Below are 21581 nucleotides of genomic sequence, written 5' to 3'. Positions count from 1 at the left end.
GACATATGCGTACATCGCAGCAGGGCCGCGGAGCCGTGACGCTCCGGGATGTCGCCGAGCACGCCCGGGTGAGCATCGCGACGGCGAGCAACGCGCTCACCGGATCGCGCAAGGTCAGCGACGCGAGCATCGCCCGCGTGCTCCGGTCGGCGAAGGAGCTGGGCTACCGGCGCAACGAGGCGGCGCGCAGCCTGCGCACGGGGCTCAGGAACACGATCGGGCTCGTGGTCCCGGATGTCACCAATCCGTTCTGGGGCGGCATGATCAGCACCGTGGAGCGCCTGGCCGGGCAGGCCGAGTTCCAGGTGGCGTTGACGAACACCGACTTCGATCCGCGGCGCGAGTCGACCGCGCTCGCCCGGCTGGCGAGCCGGGTCGACGGCGTCATGCTCTTCTCGACCCGGCCCGACGCGAGCGCCCTGCGCCCGCTCGTCGAGTCGGGGGTCCCGGTGGTCGCCTGCGACGAGGTGTTCGATGTGCCCGGCATCGGCGGCGCGTACTCCGACAACGAGGGCGGCGCCCGCCGGGCCGCCGAGCACCTCGTCGCGGCCGGCGGGACGGTGTTCGGCCTGCTCGAGGGGCCGTCGCGGCTCACGACCGCCGTGCAGCGACGGTCCGGCTTCCTCGAGGGCCTGCGGGCGCACGGGGTGGAGGCCCGACACATCCACCGCGAGAGCGCGGAGTACTCGTTCGAGGGCGGGCGCGAGGGCGTTCGTCGCCTCATCGAGCGGCACCCCGACGTGGACGCGCTCTTCGCGTGCACGGACAACCAGGCGATCGGGGCCATCTTCGAGGCGATCGATCTCGGCCGCGCCATTCCGGACGACCTGCTGGTCTGCGGGTTCGACGACATCAGCTGGTCCTCCCGCGTCTCCCCGTCCCTCACGACCGTGCGGCAGGACGCGGAAGGCATGGCGACGTACGCCGTCACGATGCTTCTCGAGATGATCGTGGACGGTGCGGCGCCGGAGGTGCGGGTGTTCCCCGTCGAGTTGATCGAACGCGGCACGACCAGACGCGACGCCGACACGGTCGCCGGCGGCTGACGGTTACTTTTGTGTAAAACGATTTAGAGAACGCTGGGCTCTCGACCGATCTCCCTCCAGGCTGGAGACGTCACGACCTCACGTGACCCGCCACCACGACCGGGAGACCGACATGACCACGCTCCGCCTCGGCGTCTTCGAGATCCTCACCCCCTCCAACGGGGTGCCGACCTGGCGTCACCCCGCCGGTCGGGCGTACCGCTACGACCAGGTGTCCTACTGGACCGGGCTCGCCCGCACACTGGACGACGCGGGCTTCGACTTCCTCTTCTTCGCCGACAGCTACGGCTATCCGATCGTCGACGGGGTCGTGCCCGAGGAGGTGATGACGCACGGCATCCTCTTCCCCGGCTACGACCCGATGCTGCTGGTGAGCGCCGCCTCCCAGGCCGCGCCGGGGCTCGGCATCGTGGTCACCTCGTCCACGTCGCTCGAGCAGCCGTTCCCCACGGCGCGACGCTTCGCCACGCTCGACCAGTTCACGAACGGGCACATCGGCTGGAACATCGTCACCGGCAGCACCGCCCAGGTCACGGAGGGCCTGTTCGGCATCACGCATGCCGACCACGATCGGCGTTACGACATCGCGGACGAGTTCGTGGACCTCTGCCGCACCCTGTGGGAGGACGGGTGGGACGACGGCGCGGTGGTCCGCGACCGCGAGGCCGACATGCTGATCGATCCGTCCCGCGTGCACGAGATCGCCTACCGCGGGACCCACTTCTCCAGCCACGGACTGTTCAAGGTGCCGCCGGGACCGCAGCGCACCCCGGTGCTCTTCCAGGCCGGCGCCTCGGGACGCGGGCGCGACTTCGGCGCGCGCAACGCCGAGGCGATGTTCATCCAGGGCCAGAACAAGGAGCAGGCGCTCACCGCATCCCGCGACATCCGAGCCCGCGTCGCCGCGGCAGGCCGCGACCCGCACGACATGCGCCTGCTGAGCGGCGTCACCGTGACGGTCGCGCCCACGAGCGAGGAGGCCCACCGCAAGCGACGCGAGCTGGAGGAGCTGTTCTCGATGGACGACGCCGCCGTGCTGTTCGCCGGCTTCACGGGGATCGACCTGCGCGGCCTCGACCCGGCGATGCGCATCGAGGACGTCGCGGGCACGGATCAGGGCCGGACGCCGCTCGATCGTTACCGCACGGTGTCCGGTGTGGAGACCGTGCGAGACGTCCTCGAGGCCTTCCGGGTGCAGGAACGCGGCTTCGTCGTGACCGGCTCCCCGCGGGAGGTGGCCGAGGAGCTCGTCGAGACGGCGGAGTTCAGCGACATCGACGGATACATGCTCGAACCCACGTTCGGCGACGACGGCGCCTACCGCGAGTTCATCGACCTCGTCCTGCCCGAGCTGGTGCGCATGGGCGCACGCCCCCGCGAGACGGATCGCGCGCTCACGCTGCGCGAGCGCCTCGGGTTCCCCGCCGGCGCACCGCGCTTCCGCCCCTCCTGACCGCGAGACCAGTCCGCGGCGCCGAGACCGGTGGTTTTCTCGCCGGTCTCGGCGCGCAGGACTGGTCTCGCGGTCTGATGACGGATCAGGATGCGGCGCGCTCGGCGGCCTCGACGACGTTCGTCATGAGCAGCGCCACCGTCATGGGCCCGACGCCGCCGGGGTTGGGCGAGAGCCAGCCGGCGACATCGGCGACATCCGGGGCGACGTCGCCGTAGACCTTCGACTTGCCGGTCTCCGGGTCGTCCTTGCGGGTGACGCCGACGTCGAGGACGGCGGCGCCGGGCTTCACATCGGCCGCGGTCACGAGGTGCGCGACCCCCGCCGCGGCGACGATCACATCGCCCTGGCGCAGGTAGCTCGGGAGGTCGACGGTGCCGGTGTGGGTCAGGGTGACCGTCGCGTTGATGTCGCGGCGCGTGAGCAGCAGCCCGATCGAACGCCCGATCGTCACGCCGCGACCCACGACGACGACGTGCTTGCCCGCGAGGTCGTAGCCGTTGCGGGTGAGCAGCTCGATCACCCCGCGCGGCGTGCACGGCAGCGGCGAGGTGATGGGGGTGTTCACGTTGAGCACCAGCCGGCCGAGGTTGGTCGGGTGGAGGCCGTCGGCATCCTTGTCCGGGTCGATGCGTTCGAGGATCGCGTCCGTGTCGAGGTGCTTCGGCAGCGGCAGCTGGACGATGTAGCCGTGGCACGCCGGGTCGGCGTTGAGCTCGTCGATGAGCGCCTCGACCTGTTCCTGCGTCGCATCGGCGGGCAGCTCGCGCTGGATCGAGTTCATGCCGATCGCCTCGGACTGCTTGTGCTTCATCCCCACGTAGAGCTGGGATGCGGGGTCCGCACCCACGAGCACGGTCGCGATCCCGGGCGTCACTCCGCGGGCCTTGAGCGCCGCGACACGCTCGGTGAGCTCCGCCTTGATCGCGGCTGCGGTGGCCACGCCGTCCAGTTTGATCGCCGTCATCCGATTCTCCTCTTCGAGTCCTTCACATCACTATGCCCATAGGTATCCCCCCACGCAACCCCCTCCGCTCCCCGCCCGCCGCTCCCCGCCCGACTCCCCGCGAGACCAGTCCCGCCCGCCGAGACCGGCGAGAAAACCACCGGTCTCGGCGCCGCGGACTGGTCTCGCGGTCAAGAGCGGGGGGCGGGCGGGGGGCGGGGGCGGGGGGGCGGGGGCGGGGGGCTACTGCTGCAGGGAGGGGTACAGCGGGAAGGCGGCCGTCAGGGCGGCGACGCGGGTGCGGAGCGCGGTCACGTCCGCATCCGGCAGCAGCGCGCGGGCGATCACATCCGCCACCTCGGTGAACTCGGCGTCGCCGAAGCCGCGCGTCGCGAGCGCGGGGGTGCCGATGCGCAGACCCGAGGTCGTCATCGGCGGCCGCGGGTCGTTGGGAACCGAGTTGCGGTTGACCGTGATGTGGATCTCGTGCAGCAGATCCTCCGCCTGACGGCCGTCGATCGCGGCGTTGCGCAGGTCCACCAGCACGAGGTGGACGTCGGTGCCCCCCGAGCGCACCGAGATCCCGGCCGCGGCGACGTCCTCCTGCTGCAGCCGGTCGGCGAGGATGCGGGCACCGCGGAGCGTGCGCTCCTGCCGATCCCGGAACTCGGGGGTGGCCGCGAGCTTGAACGCGGTCGCCTTGGCGGCGATCACGTGCATGAGCGGACCGCCCTGCTGCCCCGGGAACACGGCCGTGTTGATCTTCTTCGCCAGGTCGGCGTCGTCGGTCAGGATGAAGCCGGAGCGCGGGCCGCCGATCGTCTTGTGCACGGTCGAGGAGACCACGTGCGCGTAGGGCATGGGGTTGGGGTGCACGCCCGCGGCGACGAGGCCGGCGAAGTGCGCCATGTCGACCCACAGGTAGGCACCGACCTCGTCGGCGATCTCACGGAAACGTGCGAAGTCGAGCTGACGCGGGTAGGCCGACCACCCCGCGACGATCACCTTGGGCTTGTGCTCGCGGGCGAGTCGGGCGACCTCGTCCATGTCGATCAGGCTGGTCTCGGCATCCACGCCGTAGGCGACGATGTCGTAGAGCCGGCCGGAGAAGTTGATCTTCATGCCGTGCGTGAGGTGGCCGCCGTGGTCGAGCGAGAGCCCCAGCAGCGTGTCGCCCGGTCGCGCCAGCGCGTGCATGACGGCGGCGTTGGCCGTCGCGCCGGAGTGCGGCTGGACGTTGGCGTAGGCCGCGCCGAACAGCGACTTGGCACGCTCGATGGCGAGCTCCTCGGCGACGTCGACCTCTTCGCAGCCGCCGTAGTAGCGCTTGCCGGGGTAGCCCTCGGCGTACTTGTTGGTGAGCACGGAGCCCTGGGACTGCAGCACGGAGACGGGGACGAAGTTCTCGGACGCGATCATCTCGAGATACCCGCGCTGACGTTCGAGCTCGCGCTCGAGGACCTGGGCGATCTCCGGGTCGACCTCGGCGAGCGGGGCGGTGAAATACGGGTCGGTCATGACGGCCTCCTGGACAGCGGCTTGCAGGGAGAGTTCCACATCGGCCCAGGCGCGCGGTCGAATGCCGTTGTCGGTCGCTCCCCGGTGGTGGCCCACCTCAACGCCAGTCGCGACTCGTCGATCATAACGGATGCGGCGGCACACCCCGGTTTGTTAGGGTTCCTTACATGAACGGCGACCTCCCGCTCGTCCCTTTCCCCCGCGCGGTGCGGCGCCTCTCCGGCGGCCCCGCTCGCCTGCCGGTCACCGCGTCGTCACCGGACGTTCCCGAGGCGGTCCTGCGCCGGGTGTCGGGCGGTCGGCCCGAGTCCTACCGGCTGCGGTCCGACGCGCGCGGGGTCACGATCGAGGGGGTGGATGCGGCGGGGCTCGCACACGGCGCTCGCACCCTGGCGCAGCTCGCCCGGCGCGAGGGCGAGGAGTGGGTCGTGCCGGCCGTCGAGATCGACGACGCGCCGCGGTTCTCGCACCGCGGCCTCCTCCTCGACGTCGCGCGCCACTTCTTCGGGGTGGATGTCGTCTGCCGCGTGATCGACGCGATCGCCGCATGCAAGCTCAACGTGCTCCACCTGCATCTGAGCGACGACCAGGGCTGGCGCCTCGCGATGACGAGCCGACCGGACCTGGCCGCCCGCGCCAGCGGATCAGCGATCGGGGGCGACCCCGGCGGCTGCTACACGGCGGAGGACTACCGCGCGATCCTCGCGCACGCGGCATCCCGGCAGGTGACGGTCGTCCCCGAGATCGATGGCCCGGGACACACGCACGCGGTCGGTCTCGCCTATCCCGAGCTCCTGGCCGAGCCCGTGGTCACGGACGAGGTGCGCGCCGCCGTCGACGCCTACGGCGGGGGCCTGCCGGTCACAGGGGTGCCGTACACCGGGCTCGCCGTCGGGTTCTCGTCGTTGCGGATCGGCGACCCCGCGGTCGAGGCGTTCCTGGACGACGTGTTCGGCGAGCTCGCCGCGCTCACCCCCGGACCCTACGTGCACGTCGGCGGCGACGAGGCCCTCGGCACCCGCCCCGAGGCGTACGCCGCGTATCTGCGGGGCGTCACCGAGCGGGTGCGACGCCTCGGCAAGACCCCGATCGCGTGGCACGAGGCGGGAGGGGTCGCGGCACCCGGCACGGTCGGCCAGTACTGGGGGTTCCGTACGCCCATCGACGACGCCGGCGAGCGGGCGCGCGCGTTCGTCCGCGCCGGCGGACGCGTCATCCTCTCCCCCGCCGACGCCGTCTACCTGGACATGAAGCCCGACGCCGACAGCCGCCTCGGACTCGTGTGGGCGAACGGCCCGACGAGCCTCGCGGACGCCTACGACTGGGATCCGGCAACCCTCATCGAGGGCATCGGCGAGGCCGACGTCCTGGGCGTCGAGGCGGCGCTGTGGACCGAGACGATCCGCACCGAGGGCGACATCGAGCAGATGCTCTGGCCGCGGCTGTACGCGGCGGCGGAGATCGCGTGGACGCCCGCGGAGGAGCGCGACGTCCGCGGCTTCACGGCGCGCGTCGAAGCGCTGTCGGCGCGCAGCGCCACGGCGGGCGGCCGCGCCGTCTCGGAGGCGGGGTCGTGACCGCGGCACCGGCTCGGGACGTCCTCGTCCACGGGGTGCGGCTCGTGAGCGACGGCGACGAGAGCCCGGATGCATGGGTGCTGCTGCGCGACGGGGTCGTCGCCGCGCGCGGAACCGGCGAGGGCTGGCGCGCGCATGCGGGAAGGACGGAGCCGAGCGTGCCACCGCACCGCGACGCGGGGGCGGCCGACGCTCCTCCGCACGATCCCGACGCTCCTCCGCACGGTCCCGACGCCGGAGCGCCGCCCGAGGTCGTCGACGCCGTCGCCGTCGCCGGGCGCGGCGCGGTGCTCACCCCCGGGTTCGTCGACCTGCACACGCACGGCGGCGGGGGCTTCGCGCACGAGGACGGCGCCGCCGCGATCCGCGGAGCGCGCGCGTTCCATCGGGCGCACGGGACGACCCGGGCCGTGATCTCGCTCGTGACGGCACCGGTCGAGGTCCTCGCCGCGCGAGTGCGCGAGGTCGCCGCGCTCACGGGCGGCGACGTGCTCGGCTCGCACCTGGAGGGCCCGTTCCTCGATCCGGGGCATCGCGGTGCCCACGACCCGGCGCTGCTGCGCACCCCGGAGGCCGGAGCGCTCGAGACGCTGCTCGCCGCGGGCGAGGGGACCGTCCGGCAGGTGACTCTCGCGCCGGAGCTGCCCGGCGGGCTCGACGCGGTGCGCCGGGTCGTCGCGGCCGGCGCCGTCGCGGCCGTCGGCCACACGGCCGCCGGGTGGGAGGCGACATCCGCCGCCTTCGACGCCGGCGCCCGACTGCTCACGCACGCCTTCAACGCGATGCCGCCGTTGCACCACCGGCTGCCCGGACCCGTGGGGGCGGCGCTCGCGCGCCCGGACGTCGTGCTGGAGGCGATCGCCGACGGCGTGCACCTGCATCCGGCCGTGGTGCGGATGCTGATGGATGCCGCGCCCGGCCGCATCGCGCTCGTGACCGACGCGATGGCCGCCGCCGGCGCCCCCGACGGCGCCTACCGGCTGGGATCGCTCGATGTCCTGGTCGAGGGCGGCGTCGCGCGGCTGGCGGGTCGGGACACGATCGCCGGATCGACCCTGACGCAGGATGCCGCGCTGCGCCTGGCGGTGGCGGCGGGGACGACGCTCCCGCAGGCCGTCGCGGCGGTGACCTCGACGCCCGCGTCCGTGCTCGGTCGACCCGATCTGGGGTCGCTGCGCGTGGGCGCGGCAGGGGATGCGGTGCTGCTGACCCCCTCCCTCGAGGTGGTCCGCGTCTGGTCTGCGTGACGCCCGCGAGTCCACCTTCCCGGGCGGGCCGGGCGGCCGCGGGATAGGATGAGCGGATGAGCACGCCGAAGACGAGCGAGCTGCCCGCGGGCACACGCGCACCCCTGAGCGCGATCGACGTCGTCGCCTTCCTCTGCGAGATCGTCGCGTTCCTCACCCTCGCGCTCTGGGGCTTCGTCGCGTGGCCCTTCCCGTGGAACATCGTCCTCGGCATCGCGACGCCCGTCGTCGCCGTCGTGCTCTGGGCACTGTTCGTCTCCCCGCGTGCCGTCCTCGCCGTGCACCCGTTCGTGCGGGCCGTCGTCGAGCTCCTCGTCTACGCGGCGGCGACCGCCGCCTTCTGGGCCTTGGGGCTGCTGTGGGTCGGTCTCGGCTACGCGGTCGTCGCGATCGCCGTCGGCCTGATCGCCGGGCGCCGCCGCCTCTCATGACGACGGATGTCGTCGAGCTGCTCCGCGCGGCGCTCGGCGACCGCGTCGACACGGGCGATGCCGGGCTCGAGGCGGCGCGAGCCGACAAGTCGGGGCACGCCGCGGCGGGTCGTCCGCTCGCGGTCGTGCACGCGGCATCCGTCGACGACGTCCGGGAGACCCTCCGCATCGCGTCGGCGACGGGCACCCCCGTGGTCCCGCGCGGCGCCGGCACCGGGCTCGCGGGCGCCGCGAACACCGGCACCGGGGAGATCTCGCTGTCGCTGCGCGCCATGGACCGGGTGCTCGAGGTGCGCGGCGACGACCTGCTCGCGGTCGTGGAGCCCGGCATCCTCAACGCAGACCTGAACGCGCACCTCGCGCCGTACGGGCTCTGGTGGGCGCCGGATCCGGCGAGCCGGGCCATCTCGACCGTGGGCGGCAACATCGCCACGGGTGCCGGCGGACTGCTGTGCGCGAAGTACGGGGTCGTGCGAGATGCCGTCCTGGGCCTCGACGTCGTGCTCGCCGACGGCCGCCTGCTGCGGCTGGGCCATCGGAGCGTCAAGGGCGTCACCGGCTACGACCTCGCGGCGCTCATGATCGGCTCCGAGGGCACGCTCGGGGTCGTCGTGGGCGCGACGCTCAAGCTGCGCCGGCTCGTCCCCGGCGAGGTCTGCACGCTGGCCGCGACCTTCCCGCACGTCGCAGCGGCCGCCTCGGCGGCGGCAGCCGTCACCGCCGCCGGGGTGCAGCCGGCGATCATGGAGCTCATGGATGCGGTGAGCCTGTCCGCCGTGCATGCGCTGCTGGATCTGCCCGCCCCGCTGCCCGGGGTCGCGCAGCTCACGATCCAGACCGACGGGCCTGCCGCACGCGAGGAGGCCGAGGCCATCGCGGCCGTGCTGACGACGGCGGGCGGCACGGTCGCGCTGTCGTCCGACCCCGACGAGGGAGAGCGACTGCTCCGCATCCGCCGATCGATGCATCCCGCGATGGAGCGCCTGGGGACGACGCTGATCGAGGACGTCTCCGTGCCGCGCTCGGCGCTGCCCGCCATGTTCGCGGAGATCGCGCGCATCGAACGGGAGCACGGGGTCGCCATCCCGACCGTCGCGCACGCGGGCGACGGGAACCTGCATCCGAACTTCGTGTTCGCCGGCCCGGACGTGCCGGCGCGGGTGTGGGAGGCGGCGGACGAGCTCTTCCGTGCCGCGCTGCGGCTGGGCGGGACGCTCACGGGCGAGCACGGCATCGGCGTGCTGAAGCGGCGGTGGCTCGCCGACGAGCTCGGCGCCGATCAGTGGCAGCTGCAGCGCCAGATCAAGCGGGTGTTCGACCCGGCCGGCATCCTCAACCCCGGCAAGGTCTTCCTCGACCCGGTCGAGGCCTCCCCCGCCCCGGTCGAGACCTCCCATTGATCATGTCCCACTTCCGACCTATGCATGTCCCACTTTCGACCGCTCGGAAGCCTGCGCAGCGGTCGAAAGTGGGACATCAAGAAGAGGGACATGAGTGAAAAGGGTGAACGGGTGAGCGAGCGGGCGATGGATGCGGCGGACGCCGTGCGCGCCGGCGACGCGGCCGCGGACGAGGAGACGCCCGTCGTGCGCGTGAGCGCGGCGGTCGTCGTCGACGAGCGCGGGCTCACGCTCGTCGTGCGCAAGCACGGCGCGAGCGTGTTCCAGCAGCCGGGCGGCAAGCCCGACCCGGGCGAGACGCCGGTGGAGACCGTGCGGCGCGAGGTCGCCGAGGAGATCGGCGTGCACGCCGACCTCGAGGACTACGAGCCGCTCGGCCGCTTCAGCGACGCCGCCGCGAACGAGCCGGGGCACCGGGTCGTGGCGGACGCGTTCCGCCTCCGCATCCGGCACGATCAGGCCGCCGCAGCGGCCGAGATCGCGGAGCTGCGCTGGGTCGCACCGGACGAGGTCGACTCCGTGCCGCTCGCGCCCCTCAGCCGCCGGCATCTCCTCGATTTCGCCTGGCGCTGACCTCGCACGACTCCTCCCGCTGCTCAGCCCGCCACCCGCTCCTCACTCTTTCTGCCCGCACGGGCGCGTTCGTCGGGCACCGGCGCGTTCGTCGGGCACCGGCGCGTTCGTCGAGCACGGGCGCGCCCGGCGACGCGGCGGAGCCCGCGGCGGTCACAGCCCCTGCCAGGCGGGCTTGTTCGCCCAGGCGTCGCGGTAGTAGTCGGCACGCTGCAGCCGCGACGCGGCGGCCTCGTCGAGCACGACCGTCACATGCGGATGCAGCTGCACCGCCGAGCCGGGCAGCATCGCCGTCACGGGTCCCTCGACGGCACCCGCGATCGCCGGCGCCTTCGCCTCGCCGAACGCGAGCAGCACGAGGTGCCGCGCGCGGAGGATCGTGCCGAGGCCCTGGGTGATGCAGTGGCGCGGCACCTCGTCGATGCCGTCGAAGAACCGCGCATTGTCGGCGCGGGTCTCGGGCGTCAGCGTCTTCACGCGCGTCAGGGAGGCGAACGACGATCCCGGCTCGTTGAAGCCGATGTGCCCGTCGGTGCCGATCCCGAGGATCTGCAGATCCACGCCGCCCGCGGCGACGATCGCCCGCTCGTACGCCTCTCCTGCCGTCTCGATCCCGGCCGTGCGGCCGTCCGGCACCTGCACCCGCTCGGGGTCGAGGCCGAGCGGCTCGACGACCTCGCGGGCGATGACGGACCGATAGCTCTCCGGATGCGCGGGGTCGAGGCCGACGTACTCGTCGAGCGCGAAGCCGCGCACACGCGACACGTCGACATCCGCGAGCCTGGAGCGCAGCGCCTCGTAGACCGACAGCGGCGTCGAGCCGGTGGCGAGCCCGAGCACCGCATCCGGCCGCGCCCGCACGAGCCGGGCGATCTCATCCGCGACGAGCACGCCCGCCTCCTGACGCGACCCCACGATGACGACTTCAGCCATGATGCCTCTCCTCCTCGGCGCCGACGACGACGCCCTCGCTCTCGGCGCCGACCGCGACGCCCTCGCAGCCGACCGCGACCGCCGCGGCGCCGACCTCGACGCCCTCGTTCCCGCGCGCGAGATCGGCAAGCCCTCCCACGATCGCGGCGCCGAGGGCCGCGGCGGACGAGCCGACCGGCAGCAGCTCCACGCGTTCGGACAGCCGCAGCGAACGCAGGAACACGGATGTCGCCGCCCCGGCGTCGAGCGACGCACGCACATCGGTCAGCAGCCGCTCGCCGAGCGCGGTGACGCCGCCGCCGAGCACGACCGCGTCGACGTCGGCCGTGAGCACGAGCAGACGCACGGCCGCCGCGACGGCGCGCGCGAGATCCTCCCGCAGCCGTATCGCGAGCGGATCGGCGGCGTCGGCCGCGTCGAACACGTCGCGCACGGGCAGCGGGACGTTGCGGCCCCACCGCGCGGCGACGGCCGCACCGCCCGCGAGCGCCTCGATGCAGCCGCGCGCGCCGCACCGGCAGACCGGACCCTGCGGGTCGATGGAGACGTGTCCCACCTCGCCGGCCGTGCCCCGCCGGCCCCGCCACAGACGCCCGTCGGTGATGAGTCCCGCCGCGACCCCGGTTCCGAGGTTGAGGTAGGCGAGGTCACGACGACCGCCGTCGAGCGCGTGCGCGCCCACGGCGGCGGCCTTCACGTCGTTCTCGACGCGCACCGGCAGCGCGAGCCGCGGTCCCACGGCGCGGGCGACATCCAGCTCGTCGATGCCGAGGTTGAGCGCGTGGGCGACGACCGTCGTCCCGGGCACCGCCTGCCCCGGCATGCCGATCCCGACCGACACGAACGGCGCGAGCCCGGGCAGCTCGCCCAGCGCGACCACCGCTCCCACGATGGTGTCGACGACGCCCTCCGGACCCCATGCGGTCGGTCGCCGGACGCGAGCCGCCACGGTGCCGTCCTCGGCGACGGCGACGGCGTCCGTCTTCGTGCCGCCGACATCCAGCCCGATCCTCATGCGCCGCTCCCCTCGGCACCGGTTCCGCCCGCCATCAGCCCTTGACCGCGCCGGACACGAGTCCGCTGGTCATCCGGTGCTGGACGAAGAGGAAGAACACGATCACCGGGATCGCCATGAGCGTCGAGGCGGCCATCACGACCGACCAGTCCGTCGCCTTGGTCGCCTGCACGAAGCTGCGCAGCCAGATCGGCAGGGTCTGCATCTCGGGACGCGTCATGATCACGAGCGCGTAGACGAACTCGTTCCACGCCTGGATGAAGGCGAACACGCCCGTCGCGACGAGGCCCGGCGCCAGCAGCGGGAAGGTGATGCGCCAGAACGCGCCGCCACGGCTGCAGCCGTCGATCATCGCCGCCTCCTCGAGCTCGGCGGGCACCCCGCCGACGAACCCGCGCAGTGTCCAGATCGTGAACGGCAGCACGATCGCGATGTACACGAGGCTGAGGCCGGCGACGGTGTTCACGAGCGCCCACCCGTCCAGCACGCGGAAGGTCGAGATGATGAGCGACTCCGCGGGGATCATCTGGACGACGAGGATCGCCACGATGAGCGCCTTGCGGCTGCGGAACCGGAACCGCGAGAGCGCCACGGCGGCGAGGAACGCGAACACCAGCGCCGTCGCGACGGTGATGAGGGTGACCGCGAGCGAGACGCCGAGCGCGGTGAGGAAGCCGTCGTCGTTCATGGCGGTGACGTAGTTCCCGAGGGTGAGCTGGTCCGGCCACAGGTGCGGCGTGGGGGTGCGCACGGCCGACGCCGGCAGGAGCGACGTGTTCACCATCCAGTACACCGGGAACACGCTGCACACGATCACGACGAGAGCGGAGAGGTTCAGCAGGATGCGGCCGGCACGCCGCTTCGCGCGGGCGCTCATGCCGCATCCCTCTCGTCGGCGCCGACGGCGCCCCTCTCCCCCGCATGTCCCACTTTCGACCGCTTGAGGGGACTCTGAGCGGGCGAAACTGGGACATGCCCCGGTCGGAAGTGGGACATGCTCATGAGTCCTCCTGCTTCAGCATCGAGCGGATGTAGTAGGCCGAGACCACGAGCATGATCGCGACGAGGATGACCGAGATCGCCCCGCCCGCGCCGAGATCGCCCGAGGCCATCGAGACGGAGTAGATGTACACGCCGATCGTGTTGGTGTCCGCGCGCACGCCGCCCACCGTCTGCAGTGCGTAGATCTGCGCGAACACCCGCAGGTCCCAGATGACCTGCAGGATCAGCAGCACGACCAGGATCGACCGCAGATAGGGGAACACGATGTGGCGGAAGCGTCCGAGACCGCCCGCGCCGTCGAGGGACGCCGCTTCGAGCACCTCGCCGGGCACCTGCGACAGCGCGGCGTAGACCGAGAACGCGACGAAGGGGATGGCGCCCCACGTGATGATGAGGGCGGCCACGGAGAAGAAGCTCAGCGGGTCGATCAGCCAGCTGTGTCCCTGCCAGTCGGAGCCGGTGACGGCCGAGAGGAACCAGTTCACCAGCCCGTACTGGGTGTCGAAGATCCAGCCCCACACGATCGTGGCGGTCAGCGCCGGCATGGCCCAAGCCAGCAGCAGCGCGATCGAGACCGCCAGTCGCATCGCACGCCCCAGCTTGGTCATGAGCACCGCGATCACGATGCCGAGCAGCATGGTCGCCGCCACGCACACGAGACACAGGACGGCGCTGCGACCGAGCACGATCCAGAACTGGGGGTCCGAGAGGACGGCGACGTAGTTGTCGATGCCGACGAACTCGGGCGGCTTCCCGAAGATCTGCGCGCGGCCGAACTTCTGGAACGACATGGCCACGAGCTGCACGAGCGGCCAGCCCACGAAGACCACGAGCATGACCGCCGCGGGCGCCATGAGCAACAGCGGCGCGATCTGGATGCGGCGGCGCCGCGGCGCAGGGAGCGCACGGCGACGTGCGGGTCCGAGCGGTGCCGGCGGGACCTGGATGGCCATGGCCTACCTCCTGTGGAAAAGGGATGCGGACATGACGCGGGGCGCCCCGTCACCGAGGCGCCCCGCGCACGATGTCAGCCGTTGAGGATGGAGTCGATCTTCTCGTCGGCCGCTGCCGCGAGGGAGGCGACGTCCCCGCCGCCGGCGATCTTGACGAACAGGTCCTGCATCACGCCCTGCGCCTCGACGTCGGCCCACTTGGGAGACGCCGGGGTCAGCTTGGCGTTGGCCGCCGTCTTCACGATGACGGCCGCCAGCTCCGGGGAGGCGGCTGCGACCTGGTCGCCGAGCGAGGTCTTCGCCGGCACGAGGCCCGCCTTCGCGAGGATCGTCTGGTAGTCGTCGCTCAGCATGATCTTCATCGCGCTCTTGGCGAGGTCCGGATGCGCCGACTTGGCCGCGATCCCGATGTTCGAGCCTCCTGCGAACACCTGTGCGGCGCCGCCGTTCTTGCCCGGCAGCGGGAAGTAGCCGGTCGTCGAGGCGACCGCGGTCGGCTGCTTCTGCTCGTCGGCGACGATCGACCAGTACGCCCAGCTGGGCGCCGAGTAGGTCGCGGCCTCCTGCGTGCGGAAGGGCACCCAGCCGTCGCTCTCGTCGCCGTCCTTGGGAGCGAGCGACGCCTTCGTCATGAGCTCCTGCACCTGCTTCAGTCCGGCCACGGAGCCGCTGCTTGCGAGCTGCGACTCCCAGGTCCCGTCGGCGTTCTTGACCGCCAGCTCCCCGCCGTTCTCCCAGATGAACGGGAGCGCGTTGTACCAGTCCTTGCCCGGGAAGTAGACGCCGGAGACGCCGGGCAGAGCGCCGGCGAGCGTCACCCCGTTGGAGACGTACTGGTCGAGCGTCGTCGGCACCGACACGCCCGCCTTCTGGTACATGTCGGTGTTGTAGAACACGACGCGCGAGCCCGAGTAGTACGGCACGGCGTAGAGCGTGCCGTCCCAGGTGCCCGCCTCGACGAAGCCGGGGAGCAGGTCGCTCCCGCCGAGGTCGTCCTTGATGTCGTCGAGGCTCACCAGCGCCCCGCTCGAGGTGAACGCGGCCGCCTGGGTGTTGCCCATCTCGACGATGTCGGGGCTGTCGTTCGAGGACAGGCTCGTCGTGAGCTTGTCGACGAGGCCCGTCCACTGCTGCTCCTCGATCACCAGCGTGGAGCCCGGGTTCTCCTTCTCGAACGTGCTGACGAGGTAGTCGCGCGCGTCCTGGGGAGTGTCGGTGCCGACGAGCCAGACCCGGATCTCGGCGTTGCCGTCCGAGGAGGTGCCGCTGCCCGATCCGGCGCAGCCGGCGAGCGCAATCGCCGAGACGCCCAGCAGGGCGACGGCTCCGAGGGACTTCTTCATGTGCTGTCCTTTTCTCTGATGGATGCGGACACGCGTTCTCGCGTGCCCCCGGGATCCCGTCACGAGACGCCGAGCCTCGCGGACAGGACCATGACGGCCGCACCGCGCAGGACGATGTCCTGGCCCTGCTCCGTCATCCGCACGGACACGCCCTCGCCCGTGGGGGCGAGCGTTCGCGTGCGGAGGGCCTCGGCGGTGGCCTGCGCAAGCACACCGCCGAGGAGCTCATGGGGGCCGGAGAGCACGATCTCCGACAGATCGAGGGCGCCCACGACGGGGGCGAGGGCGATGCCCAGCCGCTCCCCCGCGTCCCGCAGCACGGCGGTGCGGGCGTCGTCCGTGTCGGCGGCCAGCAGCCGCGCCGACAGCTCCGTGACCGACAGCCACGCCTCCAGGCACCCGACCTTGCCGCAGGCGCATCGGGGACCGCCGTCGGTGCCGACCGTGACGTGCCCGATCTCGCCCGCGGCGAACCGGCTGCCGCGCATCGGCTGGCCGCCGGCGAGCAGGCCGGAGCCGACGCCTCGCCCCACCTTCACGAGCAGGACGTCGTCGCCCGCGCCGCCGAAGGTGTACTCGGCGAGAACGGCGGCATTGGCGTCGTTCGCGACCAGCACGGGCAGCCCGAGCGCCTCGCCGAGCACCCCCTCCAGGTCGAACCCGGCCCAGCCCATGTTGGGCGCGGTGAGCACGACGCCGCGGTCGTCGACCACACCGGGCGTGCCGATGCCGACCCCGAGCACGGGGGCGTGCGCGTCGGCCACGAGGGAGCGGGCGAGGGCGATGACGGCCGGCAGCACCTCGGCCGGGTCGGCGGGATGCGGCACCTCGCCCCGGGCGACGATGTCGCCGTCGAGCGTGAGCACGGCACCGAGGAACGCATCCGCGCCCGACAGGTCGATGCCGATGATGCGGTGACCGGTGCGGTCGACGTCGACCAGGATGGCGGGCTTTCCGGGACGACCGGCCTCTCGCACCCCGGTCTCGACGACGAAGCCGTCGACGATGAGGCCGGCCACCAGGTCGGAGATCGTGACCCGGGTGAGCCCGGTCTCGCGGGAGAGGTCGGCACGGCTCATCGCGCCGCCGTGGTACAGCGTCTGGAGGACCAGGGAGCGGTTGTGCTCGCGCGCCTGCCCCGGCAGGACCTTGCGGTCCGACCGGAGGGCGCGGGGGGCGAAGCCGCCGGCCCGTGCAGCGTCGGCGCTGGGCTGCGCGTCGTGCGTTGTCATGTTTGTTAGTACACCTTACGAACAAACCCGACGCAAGCCCCGATCCCCGATGTCACATGACCGTTACATGCGCGTCCGCAACCCATTCGTGATCCCGTTCGCGGCGTCCTCGCATACCATGGAGGTTCAGGGTTCATGACACAGGGGGTGAGGCATGACCGACCTCGCAACCGGATCGACGCCGTCGTCGACAGCCACCGACGCTCCGACAGCGCTTCTCGACGCGCCCGATGCGGGCTCCGACCAGACCGCTCCCCCGTCGTACGCCTGGGCGCCGCAGGAGCCCAGGCGCCGCTCCCGCCACCTCGGTCTCTGGCTCGGCATCCCCGGCGGTCTCGTCGTCATCGGCGCCGTCGCGGCCTCGCTGATCCTCATCGCCCCCGGCACCGCGATCGCCGGCGTCGGGGTCGGCGGCCTCACGGTGGGCGGCGCCACGACCGCGCTCACCTCACGGCTGGCCGCGACCACGATCCAGATCGAGACGCCCCGGGGCGAGGTCGCCGTCACCGGCGCCGCCCTCGGCGCCTCGATCGACGCGGAGGCGCTGGCCCAGACGGCGTACTCGCAGCATCCGTTGTGGAACGTGTCCCAGTGGAACTCGGAGCCCATCGAGGCGCAGGTCACGCTCGACCCGCAGCGTGCGGAGACCGCGCTCCAGAACGCGCTCGGCGACGCCTTCGTGCAGCCGCGCGACGCGACGGTGACCTTCGACCCGGCGAGCGCGAGCTACGTCGTGGGCGACGCCGTCCCCGGCACGGGCGCCGATCTGAACGCGGTGCGCGCGACGCTCGAGCAGGCGTTCAGCCGCGGCTCGGCCCCGGCCGTCAGCGGCGCCGGCGTCGAGGTCCCGGCGTCGATCACGACCGCGAAGGCCCAGGAGGCCGCGACCCTGCTCAACCACATGCTCGACACGGCGGGCTTCTACGTCGGCACCGAGCGCACGGTTCCCGTCGACCGGGCGACCCTCGCCTCCTGGCTGACGGTCCGCAACTCCGACGGAGCGGTGACCGTCTCCGCCGACGCCGCGGCGATCGCTCCGGCCGTCGCCGCACTGCCGGGCACGGTGAACCGCGCGCCCGTCGACGGCACCGTCGTGACGAACTCGTCCGGTGACGTGCTGTCCGACATCACGACCGGGGTGTCGGGCCGCACGCTCGGCGACACCTCCGGGGTGGCCGCCGCCTTCGCCGCGCAGCTCGCCGGCGGAGACGCGCAGTTCGTGCTGCCGGTGACCGAGACGGCGCCCGCCGTCACGAAGCTGCAGCGATCGGTCGAGGTCAACCTGTCCGAGCAGCGGCTGTATCTCCACGAGAACGGCAAGGTCGTCGACACCTGGCTGATCTCCAGCGGCAAGCCCGGGTTCGAGACGCACACCGGCAACTTCCGGATCGGCTGGAAGACGCCGGAGCAGACGATGCGCGGCTACAACGGCGACGGCACCATGTACGAGACTCCGAACGTGAAGTGGGCGGCGTACTTCAACGGCGACGAGGCGTTCCACGGCGTGTACTGGCACAACAACTTCGGCCAGCAGATGAGCCACGGCTGCGTCGGGATGCCGGAGTGGCGTGCCGAGCAGGTGTACGACTGGGCGCCCGAGGGCGTGGACGTCTCGATCCACTACTGAGCGCGCGGGCGGGTGCCCGCACCCTCGGGCATCGGCGACGCGGGAGGTCGCTACGAGGCGTCGCCGGCGCGGACGCGAAACCAGAGCGAGAGCTCGTGCGCCGCGCGCGTCGCAAGGTTCTCGTCGTCCCGCTGCTCCAGGTCGTGGAACGTGTCACGGACACCGCTCGGCGCGGGATCGCTCGGCTCGTCGAGGCTCTGGTAGCCCATGCTCCAGTCCTCGAAGCGGCGCTCGGGCACCCCTTCCTCCAGCATCACGCGCAGGCGCGTGTGCCGCGGATCGGCGCGGATGCGGTCGACGAGGGCATGCACGTCGTGGGCCGAGCCCTCGAGCACCTGCACGAACCGGCCGCTGCGGTACAGCAGCATGCCGGTGATGTCGTTGCGCTGGTTGGCGGAGCGGCTCTGCGCGAGAAGCGCGGCGAGCTCGTCGTCGTCGAAGGCCTCGACGGCCTCGCTCGCGTACATCAGGGAGATCAGGTCGGGGTGCACCGCGGTCATCACGGCTGCACCGTGGGGTGCGCGGTGTCGGTTGCTGCCGATACGGCCGTCATGGCCGCCGTGATCTCGGTGAACACACCGACCTCCCGGGAAAACATGTCGCACGCCAGATACTGACCGTCGCGTTGACGGTCGACGTATCCGAGGAACTCACCGTCTCTGCTGCCGACGTGAAAGCCCTCTTCTACCCGAGCCCACGTTACTCGTGCGCCGGCGCGTGTGCCATCGAGCGTCGTCATCGCCATGGACCTCCTTGGTCAGCGCCCCGCCCGGAGCGCCCCGCTCACACTATCCGCGTTCGCCGCCACTCCCCGGAGGCTTGACGGCGAGCACGCGGCACTGTCGCGTGTCCTGCTCGTGAGACCGCGACGAGGCGCGGCCGCCGTCGCTCCGCGTGTTCGCGCGGATGCCGCGTCACAGCGACGGGGCGCGGATGCCGCAGCATCCGCGCCCCGTGACGCCCGCGCCGTGCCCCTCAGAGTGCGTCGATGATGGCGTTGAGGGTCGCGGAGGGCCGCATGACCGCGCTCACCCGCTCCGGGTCCGGGTGGTAGTAGCCGCCGATGTCGACCGGCGAGCCCTGCACCGCCACGAGCTCGGACACGATCGTCTCCTCCGCGGCAGCCAGCTGCTCGGCGACGGGCGCGAACGCGGCGGCGAGCGCGGCATCCTCGGTCTGCGCTGCGAGCTCCTGCAGCCAGTAGAGCGTCAGGTAGAAGTGGCTGCCGCGGTTGTCGATCGTGCCGAGGGCGCGTCCCGGCGACTTGTCGTTCTCGAGGAAGGTGCCGGTGGCGCGATCCAGCGTGTCTGCCAGCACCTGCGCGCGGGTGTTGCCCGTGAAGCCGGCGTAGTGCTCGAGCGAGGCGGCGAGGGCGAAGAACTCGCCCAGCGAGTCCCAGCGCAGGTAGTCCTCGGCGAGGAGCTGCTGCACGTGCTTCGGGGCGGACCCGCCGGCGCCCGTCTCGAACAGTCCGCCGCCGGCGAGCAGCGGCACGATCGAGAGCATCTTCGCGGAGGTGCCGACCTCGAGGATCGGGAACAGGTCGGTGAGGTAGTCGCGCAGCACGTTGCCGGTCACGGAGATGGTGTCGAGGCCGTGGCGCATGCGCGCGAGCGTGTATCGGGTGGCCTCCTCGGGAGCGAGGATGGAGATCTGCACGCCCTTGGTGTCCATCGTCGCCAGCGCCTGGTAGACCTTCGCGATGACCTGGGCGTCGTGCGAGCGGTTGACGTCGAGCCAGAACACGGCGGGCACGCCGGTCGCGCGGGCGCGCGTGACGGCGAGCTTCACCCAGTCCACGATCGCGATGTTCTTGGTCTGGGTCGCGCGCCAGATGTCGCCGGCCTCGACCTCGTGCTCGATGACGACCTCGCCGTCGCTGTCGACGACCTGCACGCGACCGGGGGCACCGATCTTGAAGGTCTTGTCGTGGCTGCCGTACTCCTCGGCGGCCTGCGCCATGAGGCCCACGTTCGGCACGGTGCCGATCGTGGTCGGGTCGAGCGGCCCGTTCGCGATGACGTCGTCGATCGTGGCCTGGTAGACGCCCGCGTAGGACGAGTCCGGGATCACCGCGATCGTGTCGTCCTCGCCGCCGTCGGCGCCCCACAGCTTGCCGCCGTTGCGGATGAGGGCGGGCATCGAGGCGTCGACGATCACGTCGCTCGGCACGTGCAGGTTCGTGATGCCCTTGTCGGAGTTGACGTACGACAGGCGCGGGCCGTCCTTCAGCGCGGCGGCGAACGCCGCGGCGATCTCCTCGCCCCCCTCGACGCCGTCCAGGCCGGCGAGGATGCTGCCGAGGCCGTTGTCGGCCGAGAGACCTGCGGCGGCGATCTTGTCGCCATGGCGGTCGAAGACATCCGCGAAGTAGGCGCGCACCACGTGACCGAAGATGATCGGGTCGCTGATCTTCATCATGGTGGCCTTGAGGTGCACCGAGAAGAGGACGTCATCGGCCGCGGCGGTCTGGATGACCTCGGCCAGGAACGCGTCGAGAGCGGCGGCCGACATGAAGGTCGCGTCGATGATCTCGCGCGGCAGGACCTTCAGGTCGTCCTTGAGGATCGTGACGGTGCCGTCCTCGGCGACGTGGCGCACCGTGAGCACCTCGTCGCGCCATCCGACCCACGACTTCTCGTTGGCCTTGAAGTCGTCGTGGCCCATGGTCGCCACTCGCGTCTTCGAGCCCGAGGGGAAGGCCTTGTTGCGGTGCGGGTGCTTGCGCGCGTAGTTCTTCACGGACAGCGGCGCGCGGCGGTCGCTGTTGCCCTCGCGCAGCACGGGGTTCACGGCGGAGCCCTTGATGCGGTCGTAGCGGGCCCGCACGCTCTGCTCCTCGTGCGTGACCGGCTCGTCCGGATAGTCGGGGATGTCGTAGCCCTGCGACTGCAGCTCGGCGATCGCGGCCTTCAGCTGCGGGATGGACGCCGAGATGTTCGGCAGCTTGATGATGTTCGCCTGGGGCAGGGTCGCCAGTCCCCCGAGCTCGGCGAGCGCGTCGCCGACGAGCTGGTCGGGCGTGAGGCGCTGCGGGAAGGCCGCGAGGATGCGGCCGGCGAGCGAGATGTCGCGGGTGTCGATGTCGACGTCCGCCCTTGCCGGCGACGGCCTTGACCATCGGCAGGAACGACGCCGTGGCGAGGGCGGGAGCTTCGTCGGTGTGGGTGTAGATGATCGTCGAATCAGGCACGGATCGCCTCTCGTACGGGCTTTTCGGGGTCTGCGTCAGCCTACCGCACGGCGGGAAAGTATCTCGATGTCGAGATACTTTGGTCAACGGAT

Annotated in this window: 18 protein-coding genes, 1 pseudogene and 1 riboswitch; of the genes and pseudogenes, 8 read left to right on the top strand and 11 right to left on the bottom strand. The window is 71.9% G+C overall.

What is annotated here, in order from left to right; all coding sequences use genetic code 11:
* Positions 1-5 precede the first annotated feature (5 nt).
* Together QE381_RS17250 and QE381_RS17245 are read left to right on the top strand one after the other, a co-directional pair.
* Positions 6-1046: a LacI family DNA-binding transcriptional regulator gene (locus QE381_RS17250; protein ID WP_307220165.1), complete on the top strand. Its 1041-nt coding sequence runs from the start codon at positions 6-8 to the stop codon at positions 1044-1046.
* Positions 1047-1158: 112 nt separating this feature from the next.
* A complete protein-coding gene (locus QE381_RS17245) occupies positions 1159-2499 on the top strand; it encodes an NtaA/DmoA family FMN-dependent monooxygenase (protein WP_307220163.1) in 1341 nt (446 codons plus the stop codon).
* Between the two features lie 85 nt (positions 2500-2584).
* Here QE381_RS17245 and QE381_RS17240 read toward each other — a convergent pair whose 3' ends face one another.
* Together QE381_RS17240 and glyA are read right to left on the bottom strand one after the other, a co-directional pair.
* Positions 2585-3466, bottom strand: a complete 882-nt coding sequence (locus QE381_RS17240; protein ID WP_307220161.1) for a bifunctional methylenetetrahydrofolate dehydrogenase/methenyltetrahydrofolate cyclohydrolase — start codon at positions 3464-3466, stop codon at positions 2585-2587.
* A gap of 222 nt (positions 3467-3688) precedes the next feature.
* Positions 3689-4963 (bottom strand): serine hydroxymethyltransferase, encoded by a 1275-nt coding sequence (gene glyA, locus QE381_RS17235; protein ID WP_307220159.1) that lies wholly within the window; start codon positions 4961-4963, stop codon positions 3689-3691.
* 36 nt (positions 4964-4999) lie between these two features.
* Positions 5000-5084, bottom strand: a riboswitch (ZMP/ZTP riboswitch).
* A gap of 46 nt (positions 5085-5130) precedes the next feature.
* Between glyA and QE381_RS17230 the strand changes: the two genes are divergently transcribed.
* The 5 genes from QE381_RS17230 (at position 5131) to QE381_RS17210 (ending at position 10191) form a co-directional block, all read left to right on the top strand.
* Complete coding sequence (locus QE381_RS17230) at positions 5131-6540, top strand: family 20 glycosylhydrolase (protein ID WP_307220157.1); 1410 nt, start codon at positions 5131-5133, stop codon at positions 6538-6540.
* Positions 6537-7787 carry an N-acetylglucosamine-6-phosphate deacetylase gene (locus tag QE381_RS17225; RefSeq protein ID WP_307220156.1) on the top strand — a complete coding sequence of 417 codons (1251 nt, stop codon included), beginning with the start codon at positions 6537-6539 and terminating at the stop codon, positions 7785-7787. The genes QE381_RS17230 and QE381_RS17225 overlap by 4 nt, the downstream gene beginning before the upstream one ends.
* Positions 7788-7843: 56 nt before the next feature.
* Positions 7844-8218 carry a YrdB family protein gene (locus tag QE381_RS17220; RefSeq protein ID WP_307220153.1) on the top strand — a complete coding sequence of 125 codons (375 nt, stop codon included), beginning with the start codon at positions 7844-7846 and terminating at the stop codon, positions 8216-8218.
* A complete protein-coding gene (locus QE381_RS17215; protein ID WP_307220151.1) occupies positions 8215-9618 on the top strand; it encodes an FAD-binding oxidoreductase in 1404 nt (467 codons plus the stop codon). The genes QE381_RS17220 and QE381_RS17215 overlap by 4 nt, the downstream gene beginning before the upstream one ends.
* A gap of 90 nt (positions 9619-9708) precedes the next feature.
* Positions 9709-10191, top strand: a complete 483-nt coding sequence (locus QE381_RS17210; RefSeq protein ID WP_307220149.1) for an NUDIX domain-containing protein — start codon at positions 9709-9711, stop codon at positions 10189-10191.
* A 153-nt stretch (positions 10192-10344) separates the two neighbouring features.
* Here QE381_RS17210 and QE381_RS17205 read toward each other — a convergent pair whose 3' ends face one another.
* The 6 genes from QE381_RS17205 to QE381_RS17180 form a co-directional block, all read right to left on the bottom strand.
* A complete protein-coding gene (locus QE381_RS17205) occupies positions 10345-11124 on the bottom strand; it encodes a glucosamine-6-phosphate deaminase (RefSeq protein WP_307220147.1) in 780 nt (259 codons plus the stop codon).
* Entirely contained in the window at positions 11117-12139 is a 1023-nt protein-coding gene (locus QE381_RS17200; protein ID WP_307220145.1) for an ROK family protein, read from the bottom strand. Before QE381_RS17200 ends, QE381_RS17205 begins: the two co-directional genes overlap by 8 nt.
* 34 nt (positions 12140-12173) lie before the next feature.
* On the bottom strand, positions 12174-13016 hold the full coding sequence (locus tag QE381_RS17195; protein WP_307220143.1) for a carbohydrate ABC transporter permease: 843 nt from the start codon (positions 13014-13016) through the stop codon (positions 12174-12176).
* A 121-nt stretch (positions 13017-13137) separates the two neighbouring features.
* Positions 13138-14094, bottom strand: a complete 957-nt coding sequence (locus QE381_RS17190) for a carbohydrate ABC transporter permease (protein ID WP_307220141.1) — start codon at positions 14092-14094, stop codon at positions 13138-13140.
* 74 nt (positions 14095-14168) lie between these two features.
* Positions 14169-15437 carry an extracellular solute-binding protein gene (locus QE381_RS17185; protein WP_307220139.1) on the bottom strand — a complete coding sequence of 423 codons (1269 nt, stop codon included), beginning with the start codon at positions 15435-15437 and terminating at the stop codon, positions 14169-14171.
* A gap of 59 nt (positions 15438-15496) precedes the next feature.
* Positions 15497-16669: an ROK family transcriptional regulator gene (locus QE381_RS17180; protein ID WP_307220137.1), complete on the bottom strand. Its 1173-nt coding sequence runs from the start codon at positions 16667-16669 to the stop codon at positions 15497-15499.
* Positions 16670-16823: 154 nt separating this feature from the next.
* Here QE381_RS17180 and QE381_RS17175 point away from each other — a divergent pair, with 154 nt between their 5' ends.
* Positions 16824-18296 (top strand): L,D-transpeptidase, encoded by a 1473-nt coding sequence (locus QE381_RS17175; RefSeq protein ID WP_307220135.1) that lies wholly within the window; start codon positions 16824-16826, stop codon positions 18294-18296.
* Between the two features lie 50 nt (positions 18297-18346).
* Here QE381_RS17175 and QE381_RS17170 read toward each other — a convergent pair whose 3' ends face one another.
* The 3 genes and pseudogenes from QE381_RS17170 to QE381_RS17160 form a co-directional block, all read right to left on the bottom strand.
* The gene (locus QE381_RS17170) at positions 18347-18796 is read right to left on the bottom strand and encodes a BLUF domain-containing protein (RefSeq protein ID WP_307220586.1); all 450 of its coding nucleotides are present in this window, start codon (positions 18794-18796) and stop codon (positions 18347-18349) included.
* The gene (locus QE381_RS17165; RefSeq protein ID WP_307220133.1) at positions 18796-19041 is read right to left on the bottom strand and encodes a hypothetical protein; all 246 of its coding nucleotides are present in this window, start codon (positions 19039-19041) and stop codon (positions 18796-18798) included. The genes QE381_RS17170 and QE381_RS17165 overlap by 1 nt, the downstream gene beginning before the upstream one ends.
* Positions 19042-19271: 230 nt before the next feature.
* Positions 19272-21489, bottom strand: a pseudogene (locus tag QE381_RS17160) (NADP-dependent isocitrate dehydrogenase).
* Between the last annotated feature and the right edge of the window lie 92 nt (positions 21490-21581).

It is taken from the genome of Microbacterium sp. SORGH_AS_0888 (assembly GCF_030818905.1).
Classification (GTDB): Bacteria; Actinomycetota; Actinomycetes; order Actinomycetales; family Microbacteriaceae; genus Microbacterium.
The sequence above is the reverse complement of the archived record's forward strand: the minus strand, read 5'-3'. Positions and strand labels throughout refer to the sequence as shown.

Bases quoted from the DNA above. Each gene is read 5' to 3' on its own strand.
- QE381_RS17250 (WP_307220165.1), top strand. From the start codon at position 6: ATGCGTACATCGCAGCAGGGCCGCGGAGCCGTGACGCTCCGGGATGTC.
- QE381_RS17245 (WP_307220163.1), top strand. From the start codon at position 1,159: ATGACCACGCTCCGCCTCGGCGTCTTCGAGATCCTCACCCCCTCCAAC.
- QE381_RS17240 (WP_307220161.1), bottom strand. From the start codon at position 3,466: ATGACGGCGATCAAACTGGACGGCGTGGCCACCGCAGCCGCGATCAAG.
- glyA (WP_307220159.1), bottom strand. From the start codon at position 4,963: ATGACCGACCCGTATTTCACCGCCCCGCTCGCCGAGGTCGACCCGGAG.
- QE381_RS17230 (WP_307220157.1), top strand. From the start codon at position 5,131: ATGAACGGCGACCTCCCGCTCGTCCCTTTCCCCCGCGCGGTGCGGCGC.
- QE381_RS17220 (WP_307220153.1), top strand. From the start codon at position 7,844: ATGAGCACGCCGAAGACGAGCGAGCTGCCCGCGGGCACACGCGCACCC.
- QE381_RS17215 (WP_307220151.1), top strand. From the start codon at position 8,215: ATGACGACGGATGTCGTCGAGCTGCTCCGCGCGGCGCTCGGCGACCGC.
- QE381_RS17210 (WP_307220149.1), top strand. From the start codon at position 9,709: ATGAGTGAAAAGGGTGAACGGGTGAGCGAGCGGGCGATGGATGCGGCG.
- QE381_RS17205 (WP_307220147.1), bottom strand. From the start codon at position 11,124: ATGGCTGAAGTCGTCATCGTGGGGTCGCGTCAGGAGGCGGGCGTGCTC.
- QE381_RS17200 (WP_307220145.1), bottom strand. From the start codon at position 12,139: ATGAGGATCGGGCTGGATGTCGGCGGCACGAAGACGGACGCCGTCGCC.
- QE381_RS17195 (WP_307220143.1), bottom strand. From the start codon at position 13,016: ATGAGCGCCCGCGCGAAGCGGCGTGCCGGCCGCATCCTGCTGAACCTC.
- QE381_RS17190 (WP_307220141.1), bottom strand. From the start codon at position 14,094: ATGGCCATCCAGGTCCCGCCGGCACCGCTCGGACCCGCACGTCGCCGT.
- QE381_RS17185 (WP_307220139.1), bottom strand. From the start codon at position 15,437: ATGAAGAAGTCCCTCGGAGCCGTCGCCCTGCTGGGCGTCTCGGCGATT.
- QE381_RS17180 (WP_307220137.1), bottom strand. From the start codon at position 16,669: ATGACAACGCACGACGCGCAGCCCAGCGCCGACGCTGCACGGGCCGGC.
- QE381_RS17175 (WP_307220135.1), top strand. From the start codon at position 16,824: ATGACCGACCTCGCAACCGGATCGACGCCGTCGTCGACAGCCACCGAC.
- QE381_RS17170 (WP_307220586.1), bottom strand. From the start codon at position 18,796: ATGACCGCGGTGCACCCCGACCTGATCTCCCTGATGTACGCGAGCGAG.
- QE381_RS17165 (WP_307220133.1), bottom strand. From the start codon at position 19,041: ATGGCGATGACGACGCTCGATGGCACACGCGCCGGCGCACGAGTAACG.